The 22,085-nt window shown below is 31.4% G+C and carries 26 protein-coding genes and 2 pseudogenes; 9 read left to right on the top strand and 19 right to left on the bottom strand.

Annotated elements, in window-relative coordinates; genetic code table 11:
- Nucleotides 1–93 precede the first annotated feature (93 nt).
- Entirely contained in the window at nucleotides 94–990 is an 897-nt protein-coding gene (locus tag JBL43_RS04230; protein ID WP_233098687.1) for an SMP-30/gluconolactonase/LRE family protein, read from the bottom strand.
- A gap of 242 nt (nucleotides 991–1,232) precedes the next feature.
- Here JBL43_RS04230 and JBL43_RS04225 point away from each other — a divergent pair, with 242 nt between their 5' ends.
- Together JBL43_RS04225 and JBL43_RS04220 are read left to right on the top strand one after the other, a co-directional pair.
- On the top strand, nucleotides 1,233–1,580 hold the full coding sequence (locus JBL43_RS04225) for a hypothetical protein (RefSeq protein WP_198840228.1): 348 nt from the start codon (nucleotides 1,233–1,235) through the stop codon (nucleotides 1,578–1,580).
- Between the two features lie 343 nt (nucleotides 1,581–1,923).
- A complete protein-coding gene (locus JBL43_RS04220; RefSeq protein ID WP_198840227.1) occupies nucleotides 1,924–2,316 on the top strand; it encodes a hypothetical protein in 393 nt (130 codons plus the stop codon).
- A gap of 19 nt (nucleotides 2,317–2,335) precedes the next feature.
- On the opposite strand, the gene JBL43_RS04215 is transcribed toward JBL43_RS04220, so the two are convergent.
- From JBL43_RS04215 to JBL43_RS04165, 11 genes are all read right to left on the bottom strand, one after another.
- Nucleotides 2,336–3,142 carry a polysaccharide deacetylase family protein gene (locus tag JBL43_RS04215; protein WP_198840226.1) on the bottom strand — a complete coding sequence of 269 codons (807 nt, stop codon included), beginning with the start codon at nucleotides 3,140–3,142 and terminating at the stop codon, nucleotides 2,336–2,338.
- A 247-nt stretch (nucleotides 3,143–3,389) separates the two neighbouring features.
- Nucleotides 3,390–4,118 (bottom strand): hypothetical protein, encoded by a 729-nt coding sequence (locus tag JBL43_RS04210; RefSeq protein WP_198840225.1) that lies wholly within the window; start codon nucleotides 4,116–4,118, stop codon nucleotides 3,390–3,392.
- 163 nt (nucleotides 4,119–4,281) lie between these two features.
- Nucleotides 4,282–4,992, bottom strand: coding sequence for an aromatic aminobenezylarsenical efflux permease ArsG family transporter (locus JBL43_RS04205; RefSeq protein ID WP_198840224.1), 711 nt, complete (start codon nucleotides 4,990–4,992; stop codon nucleotides 4,282–4,284).
- A complete protein-coding gene (locus JBL43_RS04200; RefSeq protein WP_198840223.1) occupies nucleotides 4,993–5,430 on the bottom strand; it encodes a nitrophenyl compound nitroreductase subunit ArsF family protein in 438 nt (145 codons plus the stop codon).
- Nucleotides 5,431–5,447: 17 nt separating this feature from the next.
- Nucleotides 5,448–6,425, bottom strand: a complete 978-nt coding sequence (locus JBL43_RS04195) for a permease (RefSeq protein ID WP_198840222.1) — start codon at nucleotides 6,423–6,425, stop codon at nucleotides 5,448–5,450.
- Nucleotides 6,418–6,825, bottom strand: a complete 408-nt coding sequence (locus JBL43_RS04190; RefSeq protein WP_198840221.1) for an OsmC family protein — start codon at nucleotides 6,823–6,825, stop codon at nucleotides 6,418–6,420. The genes JBL43_RS04195 and JBL43_RS04190 overlap by 8 nt, the downstream gene beginning before the upstream one ends.
- Before the next feature lie 10 nt (nucleotides 6,826–6,835).
- Nucleotides 6,836–7,075, bottom strand: a complete 240-nt coding sequence (locus tag JBL43_RS04185; protein WP_198840220.1) for a thioredoxin family protein — start codon at nucleotides 7,073–7,075, stop codon at nucleotides 6,836–6,838.
- 51 nt (nucleotides 7,076–7,126) lie between these two features.
- Nucleotides 7,127–7,432 (bottom strand): ArsR/SmtB family transcription factor, encoded by a 306-nt coding sequence (locus JBL43_RS04180; protein ID WP_198840219.1) that lies wholly within the window; start codon nucleotides 7,430–7,432, stop codon nucleotides 7,127–7,129.
- A gap of 335 nt (nucleotides 7,433–7,767) precedes the next feature.
- Nucleotides 7,768–10,089, bottom strand: a complete 2,322-nt coding sequence (locus JBL43_RS04175) for a leucine-rich repeat domain-containing protein (protein ID WP_198840218.1) — start codon at nucleotides 10,087–10,089, stop codon at nucleotides 7,768–7,770.
- Between the two features lie 297 nt (nucleotides 10,090–10,386).
- Nucleotides 10,387–11,013, bottom strand: coding sequence for a DUF6624 domain-containing protein (locus tag JBL43_RS04170; RefSeq protein WP_198840217.1), 627 nt, complete (start codon nucleotides 11,011–11,013; stop codon nucleotides 10,387–10,389).
- Between the two features lie 191 nt (nucleotides 11,014–11,204).
- Nucleotides 11,205–11,963, bottom strand: coding sequence for a DUF6090 family protein (locus tag JBL43_RS04165; RefSeq protein ID WP_198840560.1), 759 nt, complete (start codon nucleotides 11,961–11,963; stop codon nucleotides 11,205–11,207).
- 145 nt (nucleotides 11,964–12,108) lie between these two features.
- Between JBL43_RS04165 and JBL43_RS20220 the strand changes: the two are divergent.
- Nucleotides 12,109–12,248 (top strand): annotated as a pseudogene (locus JBL43_RS20220) (IS110 family transposase); the annotation flags it as partial.
- A gap of 68 nt (nucleotides 12,249–12,316) precedes the next feature.
- Here JBL43_RS20220 and JBL43_RS04160 read toward each other — a convergent pair.
- Nucleotides 12,317–13,189: an AraC family transcriptional regulator gene (locus JBL43_RS04160; RefSeq protein WP_198840216.1), complete on the bottom strand. Its 873-nt coding sequence runs from the start codon at nucleotides 13,187–13,189 to the stop codon at nucleotides 12,317–12,319.
- 92 nt (nucleotides 13,190–13,281) lie between these two features.
- Here JBL43_RS04160 and JBL43_RS04155 point away from each other — a divergent pair, with 92 nt between their 5' ends.
- The gene (locus JBL43_RS04155; protein WP_198840215.1) at nucleotides 13,282–13,626 is read left to right on the top strand and encodes a DUF983 domain-containing protein; all 345 of its coding nucleotides are present in this window, start codon (nucleotides 13,282–13,284) and stop codon (nucleotides 13,624–13,626) included.
- A gap of 14 nt (nucleotides 13,627–13,640) precedes the next feature.
- On the opposite strand, the gene JBL43_RS04150 is transcribed toward JBL43_RS04155, so the two are convergent.
- Both JBL43_RS04150 and JBL43_RS04145 read right to left on the bottom strand, forming a co-directional pair.
- Nucleotides 13,641–14,261, bottom strand: a complete 621-nt coding sequence (locus JBL43_RS04150) for a DUF417 family protein (RefSeq protein WP_198840214.1) — start codon at nucleotides 14,259–14,261, stop codon at nucleotides 13,641–13,643.
- Nucleotides 14,262–14,336: 75 nt separating this feature from the next.
- Nucleotides 14,337–15,152, bottom strand: coding sequence for a helix-turn-helix domain-containing protein (locus JBL43_RS04145; RefSeq protein ID WP_233098686.1), 816 nt, complete (start codon nucleotides 15,150–15,152; stop codon nucleotides 14,337–14,339).
- A gap of 132 nt (nucleotides 15,153–15,284) precedes the next feature.
- Between JBL43_RS04145 and JBL43_RS20215 the strand changes: the two are divergent.
- Nucleotides 15,285–15,413: pseudogene (locus JBL43_RS20215) on the top strand (IS110 family transposase); the annotation flags it as partial.
- Nucleotides 15,414–15,530: 117 nt separating this feature from the next.
- Here JBL43_RS20215 and JBL43_RS04135 read toward each other — a convergent pair.
- A complete protein-coding gene (locus JBL43_RS04135) occupies nucleotides 15,531–16,292 on the bottom strand; it encodes a DUF6090 family protein (protein ID WP_198840559.1) in 762 nt (253 codons plus the stop codon).
- 248 nt (nucleotides 16,293–16,540) lie between these two features.
- Nucleotides 16,541–17,548 (bottom strand): aspartate-semialdehyde dehydrogenase, encoded by a 1,008-nt coding sequence (locus JBL43_RS04130; protein ID WP_198840212.1) that lies wholly within the window; start codon nucleotides 17,546–17,548, stop codon nucleotides 16,541–16,543.
- A 216-nt stretch (nucleotides 17,549–17,764) separates the two neighbouring features.
- On the opposite strand from JBL43_RS04130, the gene trhO reads away from it, so the two are divergent.
- From trhO to JBL43_RS04115, 3 genes are read left to right on the top strand one after another with little or no spacing between them, the layout of a single operon-like run.
- Nucleotides 17,765–18,796: an oxygen-dependent tRNA uridine(34) hydroxylase TrhO gene (gene trhO / locus JBL43_RS04125; RefSeq protein WP_198840211.1), complete on the top strand. Its 1,032-nt coding sequence runs from the start codon at nucleotides 17,765–17,767 to the stop codon at nucleotides 18,794–18,796.
- A gap of 4 nt (nucleotides 18,797–18,800) precedes the next feature.
- The gene (locus JBL43_RS04120) at nucleotides 18,801–20,048 is read left to right on the top strand and encodes a peptidase U32 family protein (RefSeq protein WP_198840210.1); all 1,248 of its coding nucleotides are present in this window, start codon (nucleotides 18,801–18,803) and stop codon (nucleotides 20,046–20,048) included.
- A gap of 6 nt (nucleotides 20,049–20,054) precedes the next feature.
- The gene (locus JBL43_RS04115; RefSeq protein ID WP_198840209.1) at nucleotides 20,055–20,285 is read left to right on the top strand and encodes a ferredoxin; all 231 of its coding nucleotides are present in this window, start codon (nucleotides 20,055–20,057) and stop codon (nucleotides 20,283–20,285) included.
- A 2-nt stretch (nucleotides 20,286–20,287) separates the two neighbouring features.
- Here JBL43_RS04115 and JBL43_RS04110 read toward each other — a convergent pair whose 3' ends face one another.
- On the bottom strand, nucleotides 20,288–20,479 hold the full coding sequence (locus JBL43_RS04110; protein WP_117881340.1) for a hypothetical protein: 192 nt from the start codon (nucleotides 20,477–20,479) through the stop codon (nucleotides 20,288–20,290).
- 38 nt (nucleotides 20,480–20,517) lie between these two features.
- On the opposite strand from JBL43_RS04110, the gene JBL43_RS04105 reads away from it, so the two are divergent.
- A complete protein-coding gene (locus JBL43_RS04105) occupies nucleotides 20,518–20,907 on the top strand; it encodes a pyrophosphohydrolase domain-containing protein (RefSeq protein ID WP_117881338.1) in 390 nt (129 codons plus the stop codon).
- A gap of 88 nt (nucleotides 20,908–20,995) precedes the next feature.
- Here the strand turns inward: JBL43_RS04105 and JBL43_RS04100 are convergent, their stop codons facing one another.
- Nucleotides 20,996–22,066, bottom strand: a complete 1,071-nt coding sequence (locus JBL43_RS04100) for a branched-chain amino acid aminotransferase (protein WP_198840208.1) — start codon at nucleotides 22,064–22,066, stop codon at nucleotides 20,996–20,998.
- Between the last annotated feature and the right edge of the window lie 19 nt (nucleotides 22,067–22,085).

Genomic DNA, 22,085 nt, shown 5'->3' with positions numbered 1-22,085 from the left:
ATTAGCCAAGAAAATTGGTGAATGTTTAGGTAGGCTTTAATGTGAAATATGTCATATTAATAGTGGTGCTGCAGTGTTTTGGTGGCGTTGTTATTAATGAACACCTTTTACTTTCATTTTTAGTGTATATACGGAAGTCCGTGCTGTAATAAAAAGTAGGTTTCTTTTCTTTCCGCCAAAACAGAGATTACTCGGTTTTTCTGGAGTTTCAATTTCTTTAATAAGATCACCTTTTGAATTATATACCCATATTTTTTCTGAAGTTAAATATACGTTTCCCTTATTGTCAATGGTCATCCCATCACTACCATGAGGTGCGAAAAAGGTTTTATTGCTTAAATTACCATCCGGTTCAATAGTGTATTTCCATATTTTGTTGTCTTCAATATCCGCAACGTAGATTGTTTTGCCATCAGGTGTACCTATAATTCCATTGGGCTTTTTAAAGTCATTAATAACTCGAGATATTTTTCCATTTGAATTCAAATAATAGACACCATGTGTATCTTGAAGCTCAATATGATTTTTATTCCACCATTCTCTGTGATAATAAGGATCAGTGAAATAGATGCCACCATTAGGGGCAATCCATAAGTCATTGGGAGCGTTTAGGTGTTTGCCTTTATAATTTTCATGTATTACATGAAGTTTTTTGTTTTCGTCAAAATAGACCAATTGATTGTTTTCATCGGCACATGAAACCAATTGTTGTTTTGCATTAAAGTACATTCCGTTTGATCTTCTTGTACCTTCTAAATAAAGTGAAATACCTTTTTTTTGATCCCAAATATGAATTTTGTCATTGGGTTGATCTGTAAAATAAACCTGACCCTTTGAATTTACAGCAGGACCTTCGGTAAATTTAAATCCGGTACCCGCCAATGTTACTTTTTCATTTTTGGCTATAATATCGTTGTCGTTCTTTGATTTAGAAAATGAGTATAATAGCATGCAAAGCAAGGCTATTTTAATGATGGGTGTTTTTTTCATAACTATATTTATAAGAAGTTACAGGTGTTAAACCGTTTGACTTTTCCATGAAGTATATTGCCAACAATTGTAGTGTATTGAATTTTCATTGTAATAGTTTTCCCGTTAATTAAAAAAAATGGGTTAAAGAATAGTTATATATAGAAAATTCGTTTTGCATATCGATAATTAATAATTTTTAGCATTGGTTTTAAACTCAACTGGCATGAAAATCAGTCAATGTTATTAAAATTAATAGAAGGGTGATAACTCCTATAACTGTTGAAAATATTCCGGCCTTTCTTGATTTTGTCCAGCCTGAAAGTGCAATTAAAGTTGTTAGAGCGAATAAACCTAGCATAAAGCATATCATTCCAATAATTCTTGGCAATATGAAGTCACTCGAAGTCACATTTTTTAGGTATCCTCCTGGTGTTGTAATCATTGAAATTTTAGTCATTGCAAAAACACTTACGAGAAAGCAAGCAGCCGATACTGTTGCCGTTCTTAACAGTCTATTACTTAGTTTATCAGATTTATCGGAAACGATAAGGTTGGCAACTATTGCAATGGAAAATCCACTTAGCAAAGCACTAATTAAAATGAGCTGATTTGCCAGGCTGTTCCAATATTCTAGAGTCATTTCCATATTATTTAATTGTCTTTTATTAGTTGTTGATTTTTATGTTGTCAAATTATCACAACGAAAATGATAAAAATGCATGACCTGATTAATACAAAAATATGCTAAATTTTGCACTTAGTAACCCTCATAGTTTGAGGATGTATTTTATTGTTAAAAACGAATTTATAAGCTTTTTTTAGTGTTTGTTGACTATTGTTAATTGCTAATTATCCAGATACCGGAGTAATGTAGATAGATTCTAATATATGAATTCAATAATTAGTATTACTTTTGATATAACGAAATACTTCCGAAAAAATCTTTAAATTATGCCCTACCAAGATGTGTTTGTTCTTTTCTGGGAACAAGTAAAAGAAAGTGTCCAAGATGGCCGTTTTGCTAAGTTAACTATGGCTAAAACTATTGGTAAACCTAATTTGAGAAATATATTTTTAAGACCAATTTATTCGAAAGATGGCTTTAAGGTCTTACTAAAATTACGCTATAGATCTAGAGATACCGAAGATAAAGAAGATGAGCTTACATTAGAACAAGCCCATGAAGTTGTGAAATCGCATATCAGAAAATCTTTTATGTCTGTACTATTGTTTACTACAACAAAGGATGTAACCTTTAAAGTTAATAAAAAGGGTGTGGGCAGTATTAGTGAAGCTTTGCCTACATTTAGAGAGGTAACACAAGCTAAAAGTGATGACGAATAACCCAAAGGTTAATACGAGTTTATTCAGTTGCGTCTAATGTCATCTTGATGTAATGGGTAATATTATAGAAGGTATCTACCCAATAATCTTTCTCGTTGGCTTTAAGATAAATTAATAACTCTTGTAATGCTTCTGTAGAAACGTTTAAATAACCACCTCCAACACTATGAAACATAAATGTGGCTATGGTTCCATTATCTCTTGCCTCTTTTACATAAGCAATTAGTTCTTTACCAGTATTATTGTTTACATCCCAACTTGGCATATAATTAATGTCAATATTTTCCATAGTGGTTGGTATTGGACCATCACTTCTTGCTGCTGAAAATAGTTTCTTAACTACGTCAACATAGGTAGTGTCACCTTGTACTTTAAAGTTTGAGCAGGGATAAGCATACGTTCTATTTATTTTTCCATCAATCGCTTTAAGCAATGTGTTAGCAGTATATAATTCCGTTCGTATTTGTGCTTTTGTATATCTGTTTAAGTCGTATTCAGGTTTAACCCAATCATGTATGGTACCGTCACAGGGATGAAAGAGAGAATGATTACCAAGTTCATGCCCGTTTTCAACAATCTTTTTCCATTCAGAAGTACGGTTATGTAAAGATTCTGAATTTCCGGGACAGTAAAAAGTTGCTTTAACATTTAGTGAGTCTAGTAATGGTATGGCATTATCTAGATGAGAATCTTGACCATCATCAAAAGTTAAACTGACAGCAGCCTTTTTATTTTCAGGCCATTTAAAGCTTTTCTCTAAATTTTGAGCATATGAAAATTGGGCAGTTACAATTGTTACTATTGCATAAATGTATAAGTTTTTCATATCCAGTATTTCATATTACTTTTTTGCACCTAAATACATTACAAAGTTTTTAGGTACAATAAATCTTTTTGTAAGTTACTAATTTAGCAAATAGAAACTAAAGTAGACTCTTGTTGGATAAGAAAAAGAGGATCATGCAGCTAGTGCACTATTTTTTAGTGTACTAAAAGTAGGCTGCACTTTATAAAAGTTCTCGGTGTATGGTGTATTTCTAATGCTCAAGGTGAGTTGTAAAAAAAATACGATATTAACTACTTTGTATTATCCTAATAATGATTCTAATAACAATAATTGCAGTTATAATATATGCCCAAACCGATTTCTTCTTTGAATTTTTACCATTCTCGATGACTTCATTAACTCGTTTTTGGTATTCTTTAGTATCTAAATTGAAATCAGTACACATGCTCTTAAAAGTTGGTTTAACGTGAGTTAAAGAACATACCATTCCAACATTTTTATCAAAGGTTCTGTTTGTACATAATTTACATACTTCTAATCTTTGCTTGTCTGTTTCAAAAGATTTATGTTTTAAAGATTCTAAGTCATAAACTAATTCGTCATTTTTAATTTTCAGAAAACGGCCAAATGTCTTTTTTCTAAGAAGAAAAGAATGAATTAGCAAGCCTATAGTTAATATGTTTATTAGCATTGGAATTAACCATATAGTAACTTTAAAAGTTTGATAACTTAGCGTAATAAAAAAAAGACTTCTAACAATAGGAATTATATTTAATGCTATAAATACATAGCTAGCATACTCTAAGTTTTTAAGATTATTATTATGTTTATTTTCCTCAAATGCTTTGTTTAAAAAATAAATGTAAATGAAATAAATAATTAAACCGGCAAAGCCTATTATCCCAAAGGGATTCAATATAGTTCCAAATCCATATTGAACTATGATACCTATTTGTATTAAAATTAAAGTAGAAAGTGCTACAACTAATGTAGTAAAAGTGTTTTTCCAAGTCATTTTTTTACTGGGTTTATTTAAAAAATACAATTCTGTAGTGTACTTATTAACGTAGCGAATGGTCTTTTATTAGTATCAGCATTTTATTGTTAAATCAAAATTTAAAAGTTCCTTTAAGACTTTTGTAGATTGGTGTAAATGTAAATGTCTTTTTAGTCTTTATCTATTCCAATATTCCAGTGAAAATGGAAACGTAATACAATCCAGTCAATATAAAAACGCCACCAGCAACTGTTCTCATTACTTTTTCAATTTTTGTAATTTTATTATAAAATATACCAACTTTACCTGCGGTAAATGCTAATAAATAGGTGAATAAAATTACTGGTAAACCTGTTCCGAATGCAAATATTATAGGCAAATAGAGTCCTTCTGTAGAGGCAATGGTCATTGGGATTAACATACCAAAAAACAAAGCTCCGCTATAGGGACAAAAGGCTAACGCGAAAATTACACCTATCAGAAATGAACCCAATAAACCTTTATCCTTGAATTTATCGGATAGTTTTTCTTGAAAGTTCAATTTCCCCAAGAAATTGAGTTTAATAACGTTAAGCATTATCAAACCGATGATGATCAATAATGGTCCTAAATATTTTTCTCCGTTCTGATTGAAAAAACGAGCTATATGAAATTTACTTGCACCAAAATATAAAATTAATCCAATCACAGTATAACTAAATCCCCTTCCTAAAGAGTATAATAATCCGCTTAAAAAAACTTTCCGTTTGCTAGAAATATTTTTAGAAATAAATGCTGTAGCGGTTATATTAGTTGCTAAAGGACATGGACTAATGGCTGTCATTAGTCCGAGTATAAATGCTGATAATATGGGGATGTTGTAATTCTCTAAAAGAGATTGTAGAAACTCCATTTAGAATGTTTTTAGCTCCGTATCAATTTTTGTTTTTAATTCTTTAGAAAAAGCATCTTTGTCATTTCCTTCCATAAAGGCAAATTCTGTTAAATCAATTTGTTTTTCTTTACCATTTTTTATCACATTAAGAATTAAAGCCGTTCCTGAGGCCTCAAATTTTTCAGCAATTTTTTCATTCTCCTCTTTATCTACATCAATTACTTGAAATGTAATTTGGTTCGCTTTTAGCTGTTTAGTGAAATAAGTGTCTAAGGTATATTTTGTGTTCGCTTCAATGGCTTTACAGGTCATACATCTATGAGTAGAGTGGAAGTCTAACACTTCTATTTTGGAAATGGATTGGTCTAATGATTGATCGGTGTTTTTGCTTTGTCCATTACAGGCGGTTAGCATTAATCCGATAGTGAAAATGGTTAAAATTTTGATGATTTTCATTTTTATTGATTTATGGTTTATAATAATATGTTGAATAAATATCCTGAAATGATAATGCAAAGTGTTACAACACCAAAAAAGATGGCAATGAGTTTGAAGGTCATTACTTTCTTTAAAAGCATCGCTTCTGGTAATGATAGCCCAACAACACCCATCATAAAAGCAATGGCAGTGCCTAAAGGAATTCCTTTAGCTACTAAAACCTGGGCAACTGGTAATATACCTGAGGCGTTAGAGTACATGGGTACGGCTAATAGGGTAGCAATTGGTACAGCCAATAGATTGTCCTTGGCCATGTACTGTTCAAAAAATCCTTCAGGAATATAGCCGTGCATTAAACCACCAATAGCTATTCCTACAATGACATAGGGAATAACACCTTTAAGGATTTTCAATACTTCATCCCAAATAACGGGCAATCGTTGATTTAAGGTTTGTTTTTCTGCGATAAAAGTATCTTGATCTTTTTGTGCGTTTGCCAATACTTCTTTTACCCAAGGTGTTAAATAGGATTCCAATTTTAATTTTTGAAGAATTACTCCAGAAATGGTTCCTAACAAAATACCACTGACCACATAAATAATAGTGGTTTTAAGTCCGAATAACCCAACAAAAAGTCCTATTGCAACTTCGTTCACTAAGGGTGAAGTAATAAGAAATGCAAAAGTAACACCCAGTGGTATTCCTCCTCTAACAAAACCTATAAATAAAGGGACTGATGAGCATGAACAAAAAGGTGTAACTACACCAAAAAGACTCGCCATAAGATATTCTAATCCGTATAATTTATTTCTTGAGAGATAATTTTTAACCTTGTCTATAGGAAAGTAACTATTGACTATTCCCATAAAAAAAATTATAACAAAAAGTAAAATTAAAATTTTGGTGGTGTCGTAAATAAAGAAATTGAGAGCTTCTGCTAAATGTTGTCCTTTATTCAAGTTCAAAATATCATAAACAAACCAATCTGCTATATGTTGTATCCAATCAAACATTTTCAATTGTATTGATAGTCCCCGAAATGGTACAAGATAATTTTACGGTGTTGTAGATGGTACCGAATTTTTCAATGTTCTTTTTTAACAATTCGGTGTTCAACTTTTTATCGTTACTGTAGATTGTTAAATGGTAAATGATATGGTCCATTCTTGGCGGATGTTCAAGACGTGTAGCGTTTACCTTAAGTGTTGCTTTTGAATAGGAGAATTTCATCATAGCTGAAAATCGTTCCACGTTTTTAAGCATACAAGCGGCAAATGAACCCAAGAATAATTCAGCAGGATTTGGCAAGGTTTCAGCAGTTTTTAACGTGGTGCCGAAATCTATATTTGATTCTTTTATATGAATAACAGCATCTTCATTTGAGATAGAAGACGCTTTGATTTGATAATTCATAACATAAAATTTATGATTTTAATAGCTCCAATACTTCATCTTTAGAGGGTATTCTACCTTTTATTGTAATAACATCATCAATTACTAATGCGGGTGTACTCATTACGCTGTATTTCATGATTTCCATGATATCTTCAACTTTTTCTAGAGTAGCATCAATATTGTTTTCTGAAATAACATCTTTAACAACACGTGTCATTGATTGACATTTTGGACAACCCGTACCTAAAACCTTAATTACTTTACTCATAATATTTAAATTTGTTTATCGCAAATAAGCGATGTGATTATTAAAAAAATATCAATCAAAAAATTGTTGGAATAATGTTTTTGCAATCTTCCAATTTTCTTGATCGATACAGTACTTTATTTTGGGCGGTTTTAATTCTCCTTGAATTAGACCCGCATTTTTTAATTCTTTGAGATGTTGAGAAATTGTAGATTGTGCCAAAGGAAATACTTCAACCAAATCTCCAGTGAAACAACAAGATTGGCTTTCAAGATGTTTTAAAATAGCAATACGTGTTGGATGTCCCAAAGCTTTAGCAAATCTGGCTAAAGCTTCTGTGTTTTCTTTGTATTCTATAGGTTCTAAACTTCTTTTCATCTGATTCTGTTTATTGGTTTTATCGGTTAAAATTAGTTATCAATAAACAATACTTTTAATACCAACTCATCCAATAGGGCTCATTTAACATTTACTATCGTAAATGTACGATTAGTATTTTAAATAAATGTAACTTAGGTTACATTTATCTCATGTTACACTTTCTTTGAGAAGTCTTTGGGTATAACATTTATTCTGTAGATGACTTTAGTTTTGTTGAATAATACCTCCTTTGTATCAGAGTAAATGAGTCACAAGAATAAATCTTAAAAACGCATGACGAATGTGCTTGAATGACGTTTTTTATAACTGAAAACCAATACACATCTTTTGCTTTATTCGTAAATTCTTAACTCATTGTAAAATTCTTCAAAGGTTTCATAAACAACATCAAACTGGGTCGTATAATCGAAAATTACAACGGGATATTTAGGGGAACTTGTATCCACAAACAATACATATTCACAGATGGAATCGATAAATTTAACCCGTTCTAAATCAACAGCAGCTAAGGCGACGTATTGTGGGAATTTTACCAATAATTCTTCATCAAAATTCTTCATTTCAAGCATCTCTAGCATATCGTAAAAAGAATCAAATTCATCTAAACGAAAAGTCATGTCGCCAAATTCTAATGGATCGCCAATTTCACAAGTCATCCCTTGTGGTTTTTCTTCTAATGCTTGGAATTTTAGATAACATTCCTTGTATCTAGAAAGATCAGTATCAGTTATTATCTCTTTTTTAATTGGAATATTATTCCCCTCGTATTCTAAATCACGCAATTTTGGGAGGTTTTCAAGTGGCTTAATGTCTACGATTTTGTTATTATTAAGCGTAAGAATTTCTAGTTCTACCAATTTTCCTAAAGCGTCAATGTTTTTAATTTCGTTGTCATTTAGACGAAGTGAATAGAGCCCATCCATATTTTCGATCGGCTCCAAATTTGAGATTTTATTTTTATTTAAATTAAGATAGGTTAGATCTATAGAATGTTGAAGAAAGGAAATATCCTCAATCTCATTATAGCTCAAATTTAAATCAATTAAATGTGTTTTATCTTCTAATCCTGTACCGTCTGAGATCTCATTCGATGATAAATCCAATTCGGTAAGACGACTTAAATCTTTTAAGGCTTTTACGCTTGTTATTTCATTGGTTTCAAGATTTAAATTGTTCAACAAAGTGAGCTTCGCCAATGGAGCCAAATCTGTAATTTCATTGTCGCTTAAATTTAAGAACAGCAATTCGTTTAAAGGTTCTAAAAACCTAATATCCTCTATGTCATTACAAGAAAGATCTAACTTTCTGAGATTTAATAAGCTGTTGATAAAACTAAAGTCTTCAATGTCTGTGGATTCTAAAATTAAAGAAGTGAGTCTTGTTAAGGATGCTAATGGTTGAGAATCGCTCAATGAATTCGAAGAAAGATCGAGTGTTATTAGAAGAGGCAAGTCCTCTAAAAATTCTATGTCTGTGATTTTATTGTCCGATAAATCTAAGTGTTTTAATCCTTTTAGACTGTCAAAAACTTCAAAGGTCTTAATTTTGGTGTTTTTGAGAATTAGGGATTCAAGCTGAAGTTGCCCAAAAAAACTAAAGTCGGAAATTCGCGTTCTTTCCAAGTTCAAAGTGGTCAGCTTTGTTAAGGCTGCTAATGGTGATGAATTGGTGATTTTAGTCCGGGATAGATTAAGCGTTGTTAGCTCGGGTAAGGAATCTAAAAACGTCATATCCTCGATTTCGTTTCTCGACAAATCGAGGTGCTTAAGCCCTTTTAGACTTTCATAAACTTCAAAAGTCTCAATATGAACATCATTAAGTATTAAGGATTCAAGATGCAGTTTACCCAAAAAATTAAAATCTGAAATACTTGTTACTCCCAAGTTTAAAGAGGTCAGTTTTGTTAAGGCTTCGAATGGTTTTGAATCAGAGATTGGGGTATAAGATAGATCTAGTGTCGTTAGTTGGGGTAAATGATCTAAAAAGCTCACATCCTCGAAATTGTTCCTTGACAAATTGAGCTCTTTCAGAAGTGGTAAGCTGTCTGAAATTTTCACCTGAGTGATGCTGTTCCTCGACAAGTTCAGTTGCTTTAATTGAGGTACATTATCTAAAAAATTCACTTCCGTAATTTTGTTCATCGGCAAATCGAGGTGTTGTAGCTCTTTTTGATGCTCTAAAAAGCCAAAATCTTTGATATATACTCCTTCGAGTGTTAACGACTCAAGATTAAGTTTTTCTAAAAAATCAAAATCCTTCAGCTTATCTTCATAACGAATGGACAGCGATTTCAATTTAGGGAGCTTTTCCAAAAAAGTGAAACTTATTATTTTATTTTCAATGAATTTCAATGTGGAAAGATTTGGTAGACTTGTCAAAATCTTAAAATCTTTAATCTTGCAATATGAAAAATCAATGCATGCTAAATTCGGTAAATTTGCTAAAGTTTTTAAATCGCTTGTTTTAATGCGATGTAACCTTAAAGTCTGCAAATTTGTTAATTCGTTGATGAAATAAAATTCAGAAAGGTCTTCGCCTGAAATATTCAGATCGACAATCTGTCCTTTATCATTGAGACGAAAACTATTACTGTAAGGTGCGTTTTCTTTAAAGTTTGCATTCTCTAGACGTTCTATTGCTTTTTTATCTGGCATATTTCTTGACTAATTTTTTAATGTAAAAGGTTCATTGCACCGTCGTCTAGTTACGTTGTCATTTTTACACATATACATTGGTTTTAGTGTATACCTATTTCAGGACGGGTAATAGTAAAGTATAACGGTCATGTATTTGGATTGTTGCGTATTCTAGGTTCCTAGCTTAACAAAAATAGACTAGAGGGTAATCCGTGAGACACGAATGTAGCGAACTGGTGTTAGCAATGTATGTAAATGTGTAAAACTAGGTAACTAATTTTACTTGCGTTGCACCTACGTCCTTGTCGGCAGTAGTTATTTTTCCTTTTGAGTAATATTCCATTCGATACTTCTTTCTTTTGCAAAACTTTCAATTCCATCCAGGTTAATTTCCTTTCTTCTCTTGTTCACAAATTCGGGTTTTTCTATTTCGAAAAAAATTGCATTTCCATTTTTATCATTGGTAGTCTGTGAACCATAGATTTGAGGTTTATTGTCGTTGACAAGCATTCTGTCCATCAATCTTGCATAGTGCATTGGTTGTGATTCCTTTCTTAAAACAGATTCTTTCATTAATGGTGCATACTTTTCTTTGGTCTCTATTGAACTGTGTTGGATTATACTAAATAGAGCACCATTTGCTAATCTACCAACTTGATTGCTACCAAGCCATCCATATTTTTCAAGAATTTTAATAAACTCTATTTCAATTCTTTTATCCTGTTCTTCAACAACTTTCCAGAAGTATTCCATTTCATCCGAATCTTTTCCAAATTTCTTTTCAGCATCTTGATACAATCTTCTAAAAAGTTGGTCTTCCATAAAAAGTGTTTCGAGTTTAGTTTTCAAAGAATCCAATTTCTTTTCAGTTGGTTGCTCTAGTTGACCATAAATTGATGAAGAGAAAATAACAATCATTAATATAAAAAATATTCTTTTCATATTTGTGTTTTAATTGTTGCTATCATTTGGTTTATGGTTTGTGGCGAATATGAACCTTCTAATTTAGTAAATAACAACCGTCCCGACGCTTCGTGAGAAAATCCGACCTGCCACGCTTTTGGGCATGGGAGGCCTTTTGTGAAATGTTTAAAACCAAGCAATTATTTTTACACGGCTTATGTTTACTTTCGTTATTTTTCTTTTAATTTGTTATTTATAATTTGAATCATTCTTTCCATTTTATCAATAAAAAGCTGTTCATCTACTACATTCTCTTTTCTCCAAGCGAGTATATTTGCAAACAAATCCTCCATTTCACGATTACTGAAGAACCATTCATAATCTGATGAGTAGGTACCTTTTGGGAATTCTTCATATGTGCCAGTAGTGGCTAAACCATTCAGACAGTTTATTTTACCATCTGTTGCTGGCCAAAAACGCTCGTTTAATAGTCTTCTTATAAATCCATCTTCTTGATTCGCATCTATAATCATAGATTCAAAAGATGAGATGTACGATTTCAATTCAGAATTTTGTATGTAGTCTATTTTGTTTGATGAAATCAATGATTTGACGTATCCATCTTTAGCTTCGAATGAATATCCGCTCAAGACATTTGACACCAGAGAATCCAAATTAAATTCTGAAATATTAGAAATATTAGTTCCAAAGAGATTTAAAAGATAAATACCATCATCGAATCCTTTCTTATGACGATTATTAATCTCTTTGAGTTCTACAAGGTTGTGCTTTAATTCAGTTTCTAAATTTTTAAGAATCTCTATTTCAGAATTTTCAATTTTTCGTTGTTCATTCCAATTATTAATCTGTAATGCAATTAAAATTCCGATAACTACAAGCACAATTTCTCCAATGGCATATTTTAAATACTTTCCAGTTTTTCCTTCGGAAAGTAAATTTAGTCTAATGTGTCTGAAAAATTTTATCATTTATTAGCCGTTTTGTCAAAATGTTACCTAATATCTTGTATATGTTTCGTTGCGTGTTCGATGCAACTAATTTAACAAATAATAACTGAATAGAAATCCGCTAATATTTTTGAAAGTAGGCTATAAACAAATAATTAAGATAAGTAGAGTAGTAGCCAAAAGAAAGAGTAAAAAACTAGCATTATTTGCAGTTTGTAATAAACTATTAAAACAGGCATTTGCTATCTCGTAAAATTAGGGTTCATATACAATGAAGGACGTAGTAATATCTTAGTGAAAAATTAAGTGATTTCTACTTGTTTTTTACTACAGTACTTTGTTGTGTATAATACTTTTAAATAATCAAAATTTCATCAAAAATACTTTTTCCTAAAATCCAAAGGCGTCATACCTGTTTTTAATTTAAAAAACTTAGAAAAATAGGCATAGTCCGAGAATTCGAGGGTATATGCAATATTGGCTAAATTGTCGTGAGAATGTACAATCAATCTTTTTGCTTCTAGAATAATTCTTTCAGAAATTAATTGGCTTGTCGTTTTATTTATTGTTTTTTTTACTACTCTATTCAAATGCTTGGTGGTTATGCTTAATTTATCCGCATAAAATTTGGGTAATTTTTGTTTATAAAAATGGGTGTCAATTAAATTCTCTAAAGTTTCAAGTATATTAGAATAGTTTGGAGAATTAAGCTTTTCTAAATTGATATCAACTGTATACGCCCTTGTTAATTCTATATAAATGTAATTTAGTGAATTTACTATTTTTAACTTTCTTAACAGATTCGTTTGTAAATATTCAGTATAAACTTCCTGAAATTTAAGATTTAATTCGTTAAGCTTATTAGGTGCTAATTCTAAAAAAGGAGGGTTTTGATTCGAATAAAAAAAAGGAAATGAATGGAGCTTATGTTCTAAAAACTTTAGTTCATAAAATTCTTGAGAATGAAAAAAGATAAACCCTTGGGGTTGTGTCTCAAATTTCCAAAAATGTGTTTGTCCTGGTTTTAAAAAAAACACCTTTCCAGGGTTTATACTATAAGAATTAAAATCAATTTCGTGTGTACCTGTACCTTCGGTAAATAGCACACATAGATAGAAATTATGACTATGTGGTTTATTAATTAAATCCTTATTACGCTGTATGTGATTCGAAAAAGAATTTATATACACATCATTGAGAGGTGTAGATTCATTAAATTGACTAATATTTAGAACTGGTATTTTCATATTGTATGTCCTAAAAGTACAAAAAATGGCGAACATTTTATATAAATAAAAGCTATTTACTGTCTTAATTTTGCGTTATAAAACATTTTGTGATGAGTAAAGTTATTGATGCATTGAATTGTAAGTGTCCGAATTGTAAAAAAGGAAAAATTTTTATAAATGGCGGGAACCTTTTATTGTTGAAAATTCCGAAAATGAACGATAGATGTCCTGAGTGTGATTATAAGTTTGAAAGAGAAACTGGTTTCTTTGTTGGAGCTATGTTTGTGAGTTATGCACTTGCTGTAGCACAAATGATAACAAGTCTTGTGGTATTTTGGTATTTTATTGATTTGTCGCCTTTAAGTGTTTTCGCCATTATTTGTGTGATGTCATTTCTATTAAGTACTATCAATTATAAATTATCAAGGTCTATTTGGATATATTTGTTTTATTAAAATAAGCTTTAAAGTTAGTTGTCAGTATTATGGCCAGTATTTTTTATTTTTTTTGCACAGTCAGATGCAATTATTAATCCAGCTGCCATCATAATAATATCTTTTAAAACCAGTCTTCCTGCCCCAGATAGATATGGAAATCCATATTGAGGAGTAGGAATATCACCTCCTAAATTTGGAACATATACTTCTGGTGTGCTCATTAGGAAGGTTAATGTAACAATAGACATTCCAAATGTTAACAATCCACCCCAGATCCCGATTTTTGGAAACCAAATTCCCAAAAATGTTAAAAACCCTATAATAACAATAACACTTCCTAATCCATAAGAGAAGGTATATGTATTATTTAATTTATGCCATTCTATATTTTTCTCTACCATTTTACCCTCTGAGTTTTTGTGTAATACGTATTCTTTAACGACTTTACCCTCTTCGTTGATGACTGTTTTGTCAGCGTTTTTATAAAAGAAGCTCATAAAAGGACTATTTGTTACGAAAGGAACGATTCCATCTGCTTCGTATTGATAAGCCTTAAGACCTCCAATCCAAATCATCACTATGAAAATGGAAAAACGAATAAAGTTAATAAAATTAGTTTGACTGTTTATTAAAAAAATAAGTAAGTTATTCATAATTATAATTGTTTGAAAACAAAACTATAAATTAAGAATAAGCTAAAGAATGGATTTAAGCGGATGAACAATGGATTATTTTGCCACTACCGAAATACCTACTTTCTCACGGAAATGAGTGGGAGATAATCCAACTTCTTTTTTAAAATAGCGACTAAAATAAAATTCGTCATCAAAATTTAGTTCTATCGCAACTTCTTTCACGGTTTTGAAAGTTAAGTGTAATAATTTTTTAGCTTCTAAAATAACACGCTCCTGAATGATTTGCGTTGGTGTTTTTCCAAATTGGAATTTTATTTTTTTGCTAAATGAAGAAAGGGACATAGATAATTTATTGGCATAGAATGAAGAATTTCGCTCTTTATGAAAATGTAGTTCTAATAATTCTTGAAATATAAATAACGCATTGCTACTAGTTTGTTGTGTAAGTCTGTTCCCTAGTTGATCATCTTTTTCACTGCTACAAATTGCTAATATAAGCTGTAAGTAAGACTTTAGAATAGATTTTGAAAACCGTTTATTGGCTTCGACTTCTTTTTCCATTTTATCTATTAGTTGGAGTATTTCTTGAAATTTAATATTATTGAGGGAAATATAAGGTTGTAAATAAATATTATTAAATAATAATCCATTACAAGCAACTTCTTTTTTGTGATATTCAATACAATAAAAATCTCCGTGAAATTGTAGTAATTTAACTTTTGAAGAAGTAGAACCGTGCCATTTTAAATTTTGATAAGGAGAAAGGAATAAAATAGACTTTTGTTTCGTTTTATATTTTACAAAATTGACAGAAAAATTTGACTCATCATCCAATAGAATAATGGAATATAAGGAAACATTATAATTTTCCATAAAATATTTTGCTTCTATAAATTCTATTGAAAACATTTTTTTAAATTATTGGCAACGAGTTTGAATATGCTTTGTTCTGTGTTTAAGCACCTAATTTAGTAAATAAATAACAAATAGAAAATCCTCTAATATTTTTGCAAGTAGGCTATAAACAGATAATTAAGTAGCGTAGTAGCCATAGATAAGAGTAAAAAACTAGCATTAATTGCCGTGAATAATAAATTATTAAAACATGCTTTTTCCATAGCTAAATCAGGGTTACCATATGATGCTAATTTTGTGTTCAATTTAAAATAATTCAAACGTAAATAGCAACAAAAAAGCCTATCAAAACATTAAATATACTTTTATAGGCTCAGAATTTTAATATTTAAAAATAAGGAGAATTTACTTCTTTTTTAACTCAGTTCTTTGTTATTCTTTCTTTATTAATTCGGATTCAATTTGTACTATAATATTTTCAACAAACTTTAAAATATTTTTTTGATATTCCAATCTATTCTTTTCTAAATCAGATTTTGTTACCAAAACACCTAAAAACGAATCATTTTTGAGATGTCTAATAATTGCACTATTTCTTTCCTCTTCAGTTATTGGTTTGTTTAAACCATTACGTTTTCTATCTCTTTCAGGTTCCAAGTATGCAGCATAACTACTCGATTTATCTACCAATGAAGATGTCAAATCTAAACAAAAATCTTCATCTTCAAAACCATATTTGATTTCTGCAGAAAACTCTGCAAGTAAACTTTTTAATTTTTGGTCTTTGATAATGTCAGTTTTACCAGAGCCAATCAATCCATCATAAGTTCCATTAACTGGTTCTACTCTCCAGTATGATATTGCTCCACGATAAATATATTCTCCAATAGAATCAATATCTTTTTGTTCATTCATTGTCATTTGTAATTTGTAGCAAAATTTCACGACGGTTTCTTGATTTTTGATTGTCGCTTTAGTTCTGTTTTGGGTTTCCGAAAAATCTGTTTTCATCGCTTTTAGAATTGCGACTTCTTCATTTTCAGCAATCCTGTTTTGGTTCAAATTATTTATACCTAGAGCAATTAAAATCCCAATAACTACCAGAATAATTTCTCCGATTGCATAAATCAGATATTTACTGAATTTATTTTCACTAAGCAGTTTCTGTCTAATTTTCCTAAAGAATTTTATCATTGGTTAACGGTTGGTGTTAATGTAGCCCAACAAGAGTATATATGTACCATTACCTATATATCAGTTATGTCCGTAAATGTAATAATATTAAATTAAATAGGCTGTAGGTATTGCTGTTATTGGTATTTTCATTTAATCAAACATTATTAAACGTTTGTTAACCGTTAAAAACGACTATGCCACTGTAAAATAAAAAACCGTCTAAATTAAGTTTAGACGGTTTTAAGTGTAGTTTGAGTAAAAAGAAATTAAGAAACTACTTTCGTGTTTACTAAATTATGTTCCATTAAGTACTCCGCAATTTGTATGGTATTTGTCGCCGCACCTTTACGTAAATTGTCAGAAACAATCCACATATTTAAAGTCTTAGGTTGCGATAAATCTCTTCTAATTCTACCTACAAAAACATCATCTTTACCATGTGCGTAAATAGGCATTGGGTACGTGTTAGTGTCTAAATTGTCTTGTACCGTAACTCCTGGCGATTGGCTTAATAATTTACGTAATTCAGAAACATCAAATTCATTTTCAAATTCAATATTTACACATTCGCTATGGCCCCCAACAACAGGTATTCTTACAGCTGTTGCAGTAACAGCGATAGTATTGTCATTTAATATTTTTTGAGTTTCGCGTACCAACTTCATTTCTTCTTTGGTGTAGCCATTATCTTCAAAAACATCACAATGGGGTATTGCATTTCTATGAATAGGGTAGTGGTACGCCATGTCGCCTTTTTCACCCTTATATTCATTTTCCAATTGTTGTACCGCTTTTACACCAGTACCTGTAATTGATTGGTAGGTAGAAATTACCAAACGTTTAATTCCATATTTTTTATGCAACGGAGCCAAGGCTACTACCATTTGTATGGTAGAACAATTGGGGTTTGCAATAATTTTATCGTCTTCAGTTAAAGTATCTGCATTAATTTCTGGTACAATTAATTTTTTAGTAGCATCCATCCGCCAAGCTGAAGAATTGTCAACTACAGTGGTACCTACAGCAGCAAATTTTGGAGCCCATTCTAATGAAGTATCTCCACCAGCAGAAAATAAGGCGATGTCAGGTTGCATATCAACGGCATCTTGTAAACTTACAATGGTATATTCCTTATCTTTAAAGGTTACCTTTTTACCCACTGATCTTTCAGAAGCAACAGGAATCAACTCCGTTAACGGAAAGTTCCGTTCTTCTAATGACTTTAGCATTACATTACCTACCATTCCGGTAGCACCTACAACTGCAATTCTCATATTCTATAATTTTATTATTATAATGCAAAGGTCATAAAAAGTTTATCACTATTAAAAATTAATGTTGTAAAAGTTCAATTTTTATCAAATTAGATTAAAATGTTGAATTTTACTTCAGAAAAGAGCTAAAACCTTTACTTTTGCAGCATATATCATTTCAATACAAAAATGGTATTCATTTTGAATTTTCTTTAACAGTTAAAAAATTAGTATAGCATGCAACTGTACAATACATTAAGTGCTAAAGAAAGAGCAACGTTAATTGAGCAAGCAGGTAAGCAGCGATTAACATTGTCTTTCTACGCATATTCCAAAATTGGTAATCCCACTTTATTTAGAAACCATTTATTTGTGTTATGGAACGAACAAGATGTTCTTGGTCGTATTTATGTAGCAAATGAAGGTATAAATGCTCAGCTTTCGGTACCCGCCGATAATTTTAATGAATTTAAAACAAAGTTAGACGCCATTCCGTTTTTAGAAAATGTCCGTTTAAATATTGCTGTAGAGCAAGACAACAAATCCTTTTTAAAGCTAAAAGTAAAAGTACGAGATAAAATTGTAGCTGATGGATTAAACGACGATACGTTTGATGTTACCAATATAGGTGTGCATTTAAAAGCCAAGGAGTTTAATGAATTGTTGGCAGATCCAAATACGGTTTGTGTAGATATGCGAAACCATTACGAAAGTGAAATTGGTCATTTTGATGGAGCCGTTACCCCTGATGTAGATACGTTTAGAGATTCTTTAGATATTATTGAAGAAGATTTAAAAGAACACAAAGAAGATAAAAATTTGTTAATGTACTGCACCGGAGGAATCCGTTGCGAAAAAGCCAGTGCCTATTATAAACACAAAGGGTTTAAAAATGTGTTTCAATTGGAAGGTGGAATCATTGAGTATGTACGACAGGTAAATGAAGAGAAGTTAGAGAATAAATTTGTCGGTAAAAACTTTGTTTTTGACCACCGTAGGGCAGAAAAAATTTCTGAAGATGTTATTGCCAATTGCCATCAATGTGGTACCCCATGCGACACCCATGTAAACTGCGAAAATGAAGCGTGTCACTTGTTATTTATACAATGTGATGCTTGTAACGAAAAAATGCAAGGTTGCTGTTCTGTAGCATGTCAAGAGGTACATAATTTACCTTTCGAAGAGCAAAAAGCATTGCGTAAAGGAACACATAACAGCAATAAAATCTTTAAAAAAGGAAGGTCTGAAGTATTAAAGTTTAAAAAATAAAGCCATGCAGAAAATTGAATTAATGGCTCCTGCCGGAAATTTTGAATCGTTGCAAGCTGCCATTGATAATGGTGCTGATTCCGTTTATTTTGGCGTGGAGCAGTTGAACATGAGAGCTAGAGCCTCTATTAATTTTACATTAGATGATTTAGAAGAAATTTCTAGCCGATGTAGTAAAAAAGGAATTCGTACCTATTTGACCTTAAATACAATTATTTACGATCACGATTTATCGATTGTAAAAACCTTAATAACCAAAGCGAAAGAGGCAAATATTACTGCCGTTATAGCGATGGATCAGGCCGTGATTTCAGTAGCGAGAACTATTGGTATGGAAGTGCACATTTCTACGCAAATAAATGTAACCAATATAGAAACAGTTAAGTTTTATGCTTTATTCGCTGATACCATTGTATTGAGTAGAGAGCTAAGTTTACGTCAAGTAAAAAAGATTACAGAACAAATTGAAAAAGAGCAAATAAAAGGTCCTTCAGGGAGGTTGATTGAAATAGAAATTTTCGGACATGGAGCTTTATGTATGGCAGTTTCTGGTAAATGTTATATGAGTTTGCATTCGTACAATTCAAGTGCTAATAGAGGAGCTTGCAAGCAAAATTGCAGAAAAAAGTATACGGTTATTGATCAAGAAACAGGCTTTGAAATGGAGTTGGATAACGAATACATTATGTCTCCTAAAGATTTATGTACCATTGATTTTTTAGATCAAGTAGCAGATGCGGGTATTAAAGTGCTAAAGATTGAAGGTAGAGGTAGAGCACCTGAATATGTAGCTAATGTAATAAAATGTTATAGAGACGCTATTGATAGTTTGGCTAATGACACCTATGACAAAGATAAAGTAATAGGTTGGATGCAGGCATTGGAAAAAGTGTATAACCGTGGGTTTTGGAATGGTTATTATTTGGGTCAAAAATTGGGGGAATGGAGTACGGGTTCTGGGTCTCATGCTACACAGAAAAAAGTATATGTAGGTAAAGGGATGCACTATTTTCCTAAAGCTAACATTGGAGAGTTTAAGGTAGAAGCGTATGACATTTCTGTTGGAGATACTATTTTAATTACCGGGCCAACAACCGGAGCTCAAGAAATGAAAATTGATGAAATGTTTATCAATGATCAAAATGGAACTACGGCTACTAAAGGAGATTCTGTTACTATACCTTTAGCGTTTAGGATTAGACCCTCAGATAAATTATATAAAATTGTAGCAACTGAATTTGCTCAAGCTTAATAGGTTATGGTAATTGTAACACTTCAAAGGGCTAAATGTATAGGATGTAATTATTGTGTGGAGCTTGCTCCCAGTCAGTTTCAGATGTCAAAAAAAGATGGGAAATCAGTATTGCTTCAAGGTGTTGAGAAAAAGGGCTTTTTTACGTTAAAGTCGCCAGACCATTCTATTTTTGAAAGTAATATAAAGGCAAAAGAAGCCTGTCCGGTTAAAATTATTTCGGTAAAGGAGATTTAGATCTAATTACCGTGTAACATAAAAGTTAATACACCAAAAATAGCAATTACAGCAATTATTGCAAATCCCACAACCCAAACATTTTTATAATAGAGTTTATGCAGTTTTAAGTCTTTTCTATAGCTCCATGCTATAAAAATGATAAAAGCTATTGCAAATAATATCCCAAAAACAGCTTGTCCTTTACTAAACATTTTTCTCTTATATTTATCCCTACAAAAATAGAACAATAATGCAAGATAAAATAAAAGCTGTCAAAGAATTTCACGAAGCCTTTGGTTTGGGGGTTGAACATAAACCTATAGCCAACTTATCGCCAGATAAAATAAAACTGCGTTTTAACTTAATGGACGAAGAGAATAATGAGTATTTAGAAGCTGCTGAAAGTAACGATTTAGTGGAAGTTGCAGATGCTTTGGGCGATATGTTGTATATATTATGTGGCACCATTATAGAACATGGTATGCAACATAAAATTGAAGAAGTATTTAATGAAATACAACGCAGTAATATGAGTAAATTGGGTGAAGATGGAAAGCCTATTTATCGTGAAGATGGCAAGGTTTTAAAAGGTCCCAATTATTTTAAACCAAATATCGCAGAGATTTTAGATAAAAAGTAAAACGGATTTTAATCTAACATGTAAATAAAAAAGGGTAAAATTTCTATTGAACAGAAATTTCACCCTTTTTTTTATTTTATTCTAATGTCTATTTGACAAGATGTCTCCAGCCAAATTTGTCTTCAGCTCTATTGTATTGAATGTCCGTAATGCGTTTTTTAAACCGTGCCGCATAGCTGTTTTCAATTTCTGGTAATTCATAGTCTTTTCCTCTATGACCAAATAATGAAATTGGCGAAATAACAGCAGCTGTTCCTGCTCCAAACATTTCTTTTAACGTTCCATTTTTGGAAGCTTCCGTTAATTCAGAAACGGTAAATTTTCGTACTTCAACAGGTATACCTTCGTCTTCTGCTATTTTTAAGATACTTTTTCTAGTAATACCATCTAAGATTCTGTCGCTAGTTGGGCTCGTAATTAAAGTATCTCCAATTCTAACAAAAATGTTCATGGCACCAGCTTCTTCAATAAACTCATGTGTATTGTCATCGGTCCAAATTACCTGATGGTAACCTTTTTCAACGGCTAATTGTGTAGGGTAAAACTGACCCGCATAATTTCCTCCAGCTTTGGCAAAACCCACGCCGCCATTTGCAGAACGAGAATACTTTTCTTCAATTAATACTTTTACATTTCCTGCAAAATAAGCTCCAGAAGGTGCACAAGCTATCATAAACTTGTATTCAGTTGATGGTGAAGCATGCAATCCGGCACCAGTAGCAAAAATAAAGGGTCTAATATATAATGAGCTTCCTGGTGTTTGAGGAATCCAGTCTTTTTCAATTTTTAATAAGGTCTCTAGCCCTTCCATAAAATAATTTTCAGGAAATGCAGGCATTGCCAAACGTTCAGAAGAGATATTAATACGTTTTTGATTTTCTAAAGGTCTAAATAACCAGATCTGATCTTTCTCGTCCTTATAGGCTTTCATACCTTCAAACACTGATTGTCCGTAATGGAAAATTTTTGCAGCAGGGTCTAAGCTAATATTCTGATAAGGTATAATTTGAGGTGTTTGCCATTTTCCGTCTTTATAATCGCAAACAAACATATGATCTGAAAAAGTTTGACCAAATGGTAAATTGTTAAAATCAACTTGTGGAAGTTTAGATTTTTTAGTTTTTTCTATGTTCATATTTAAAGTAGTTGCTGTACTCATAACGCTCTATTTAGGTAAC

It is taken from the genome of Aureibaculum flavum, assembly GCF_016406085.1.
Classification (GTDB): Bacteria; Bacteroidota; Bacteroidia; order Flavobacteriales; family Flavobacteriaceae; genus Aureibaculum; species Aureibaculum flavum.
The sequence above is the reverse complement of the archived record's forward strand: the minus strand, read 5'-3'. Positions and strand labels throughout refer to the sequence as shown.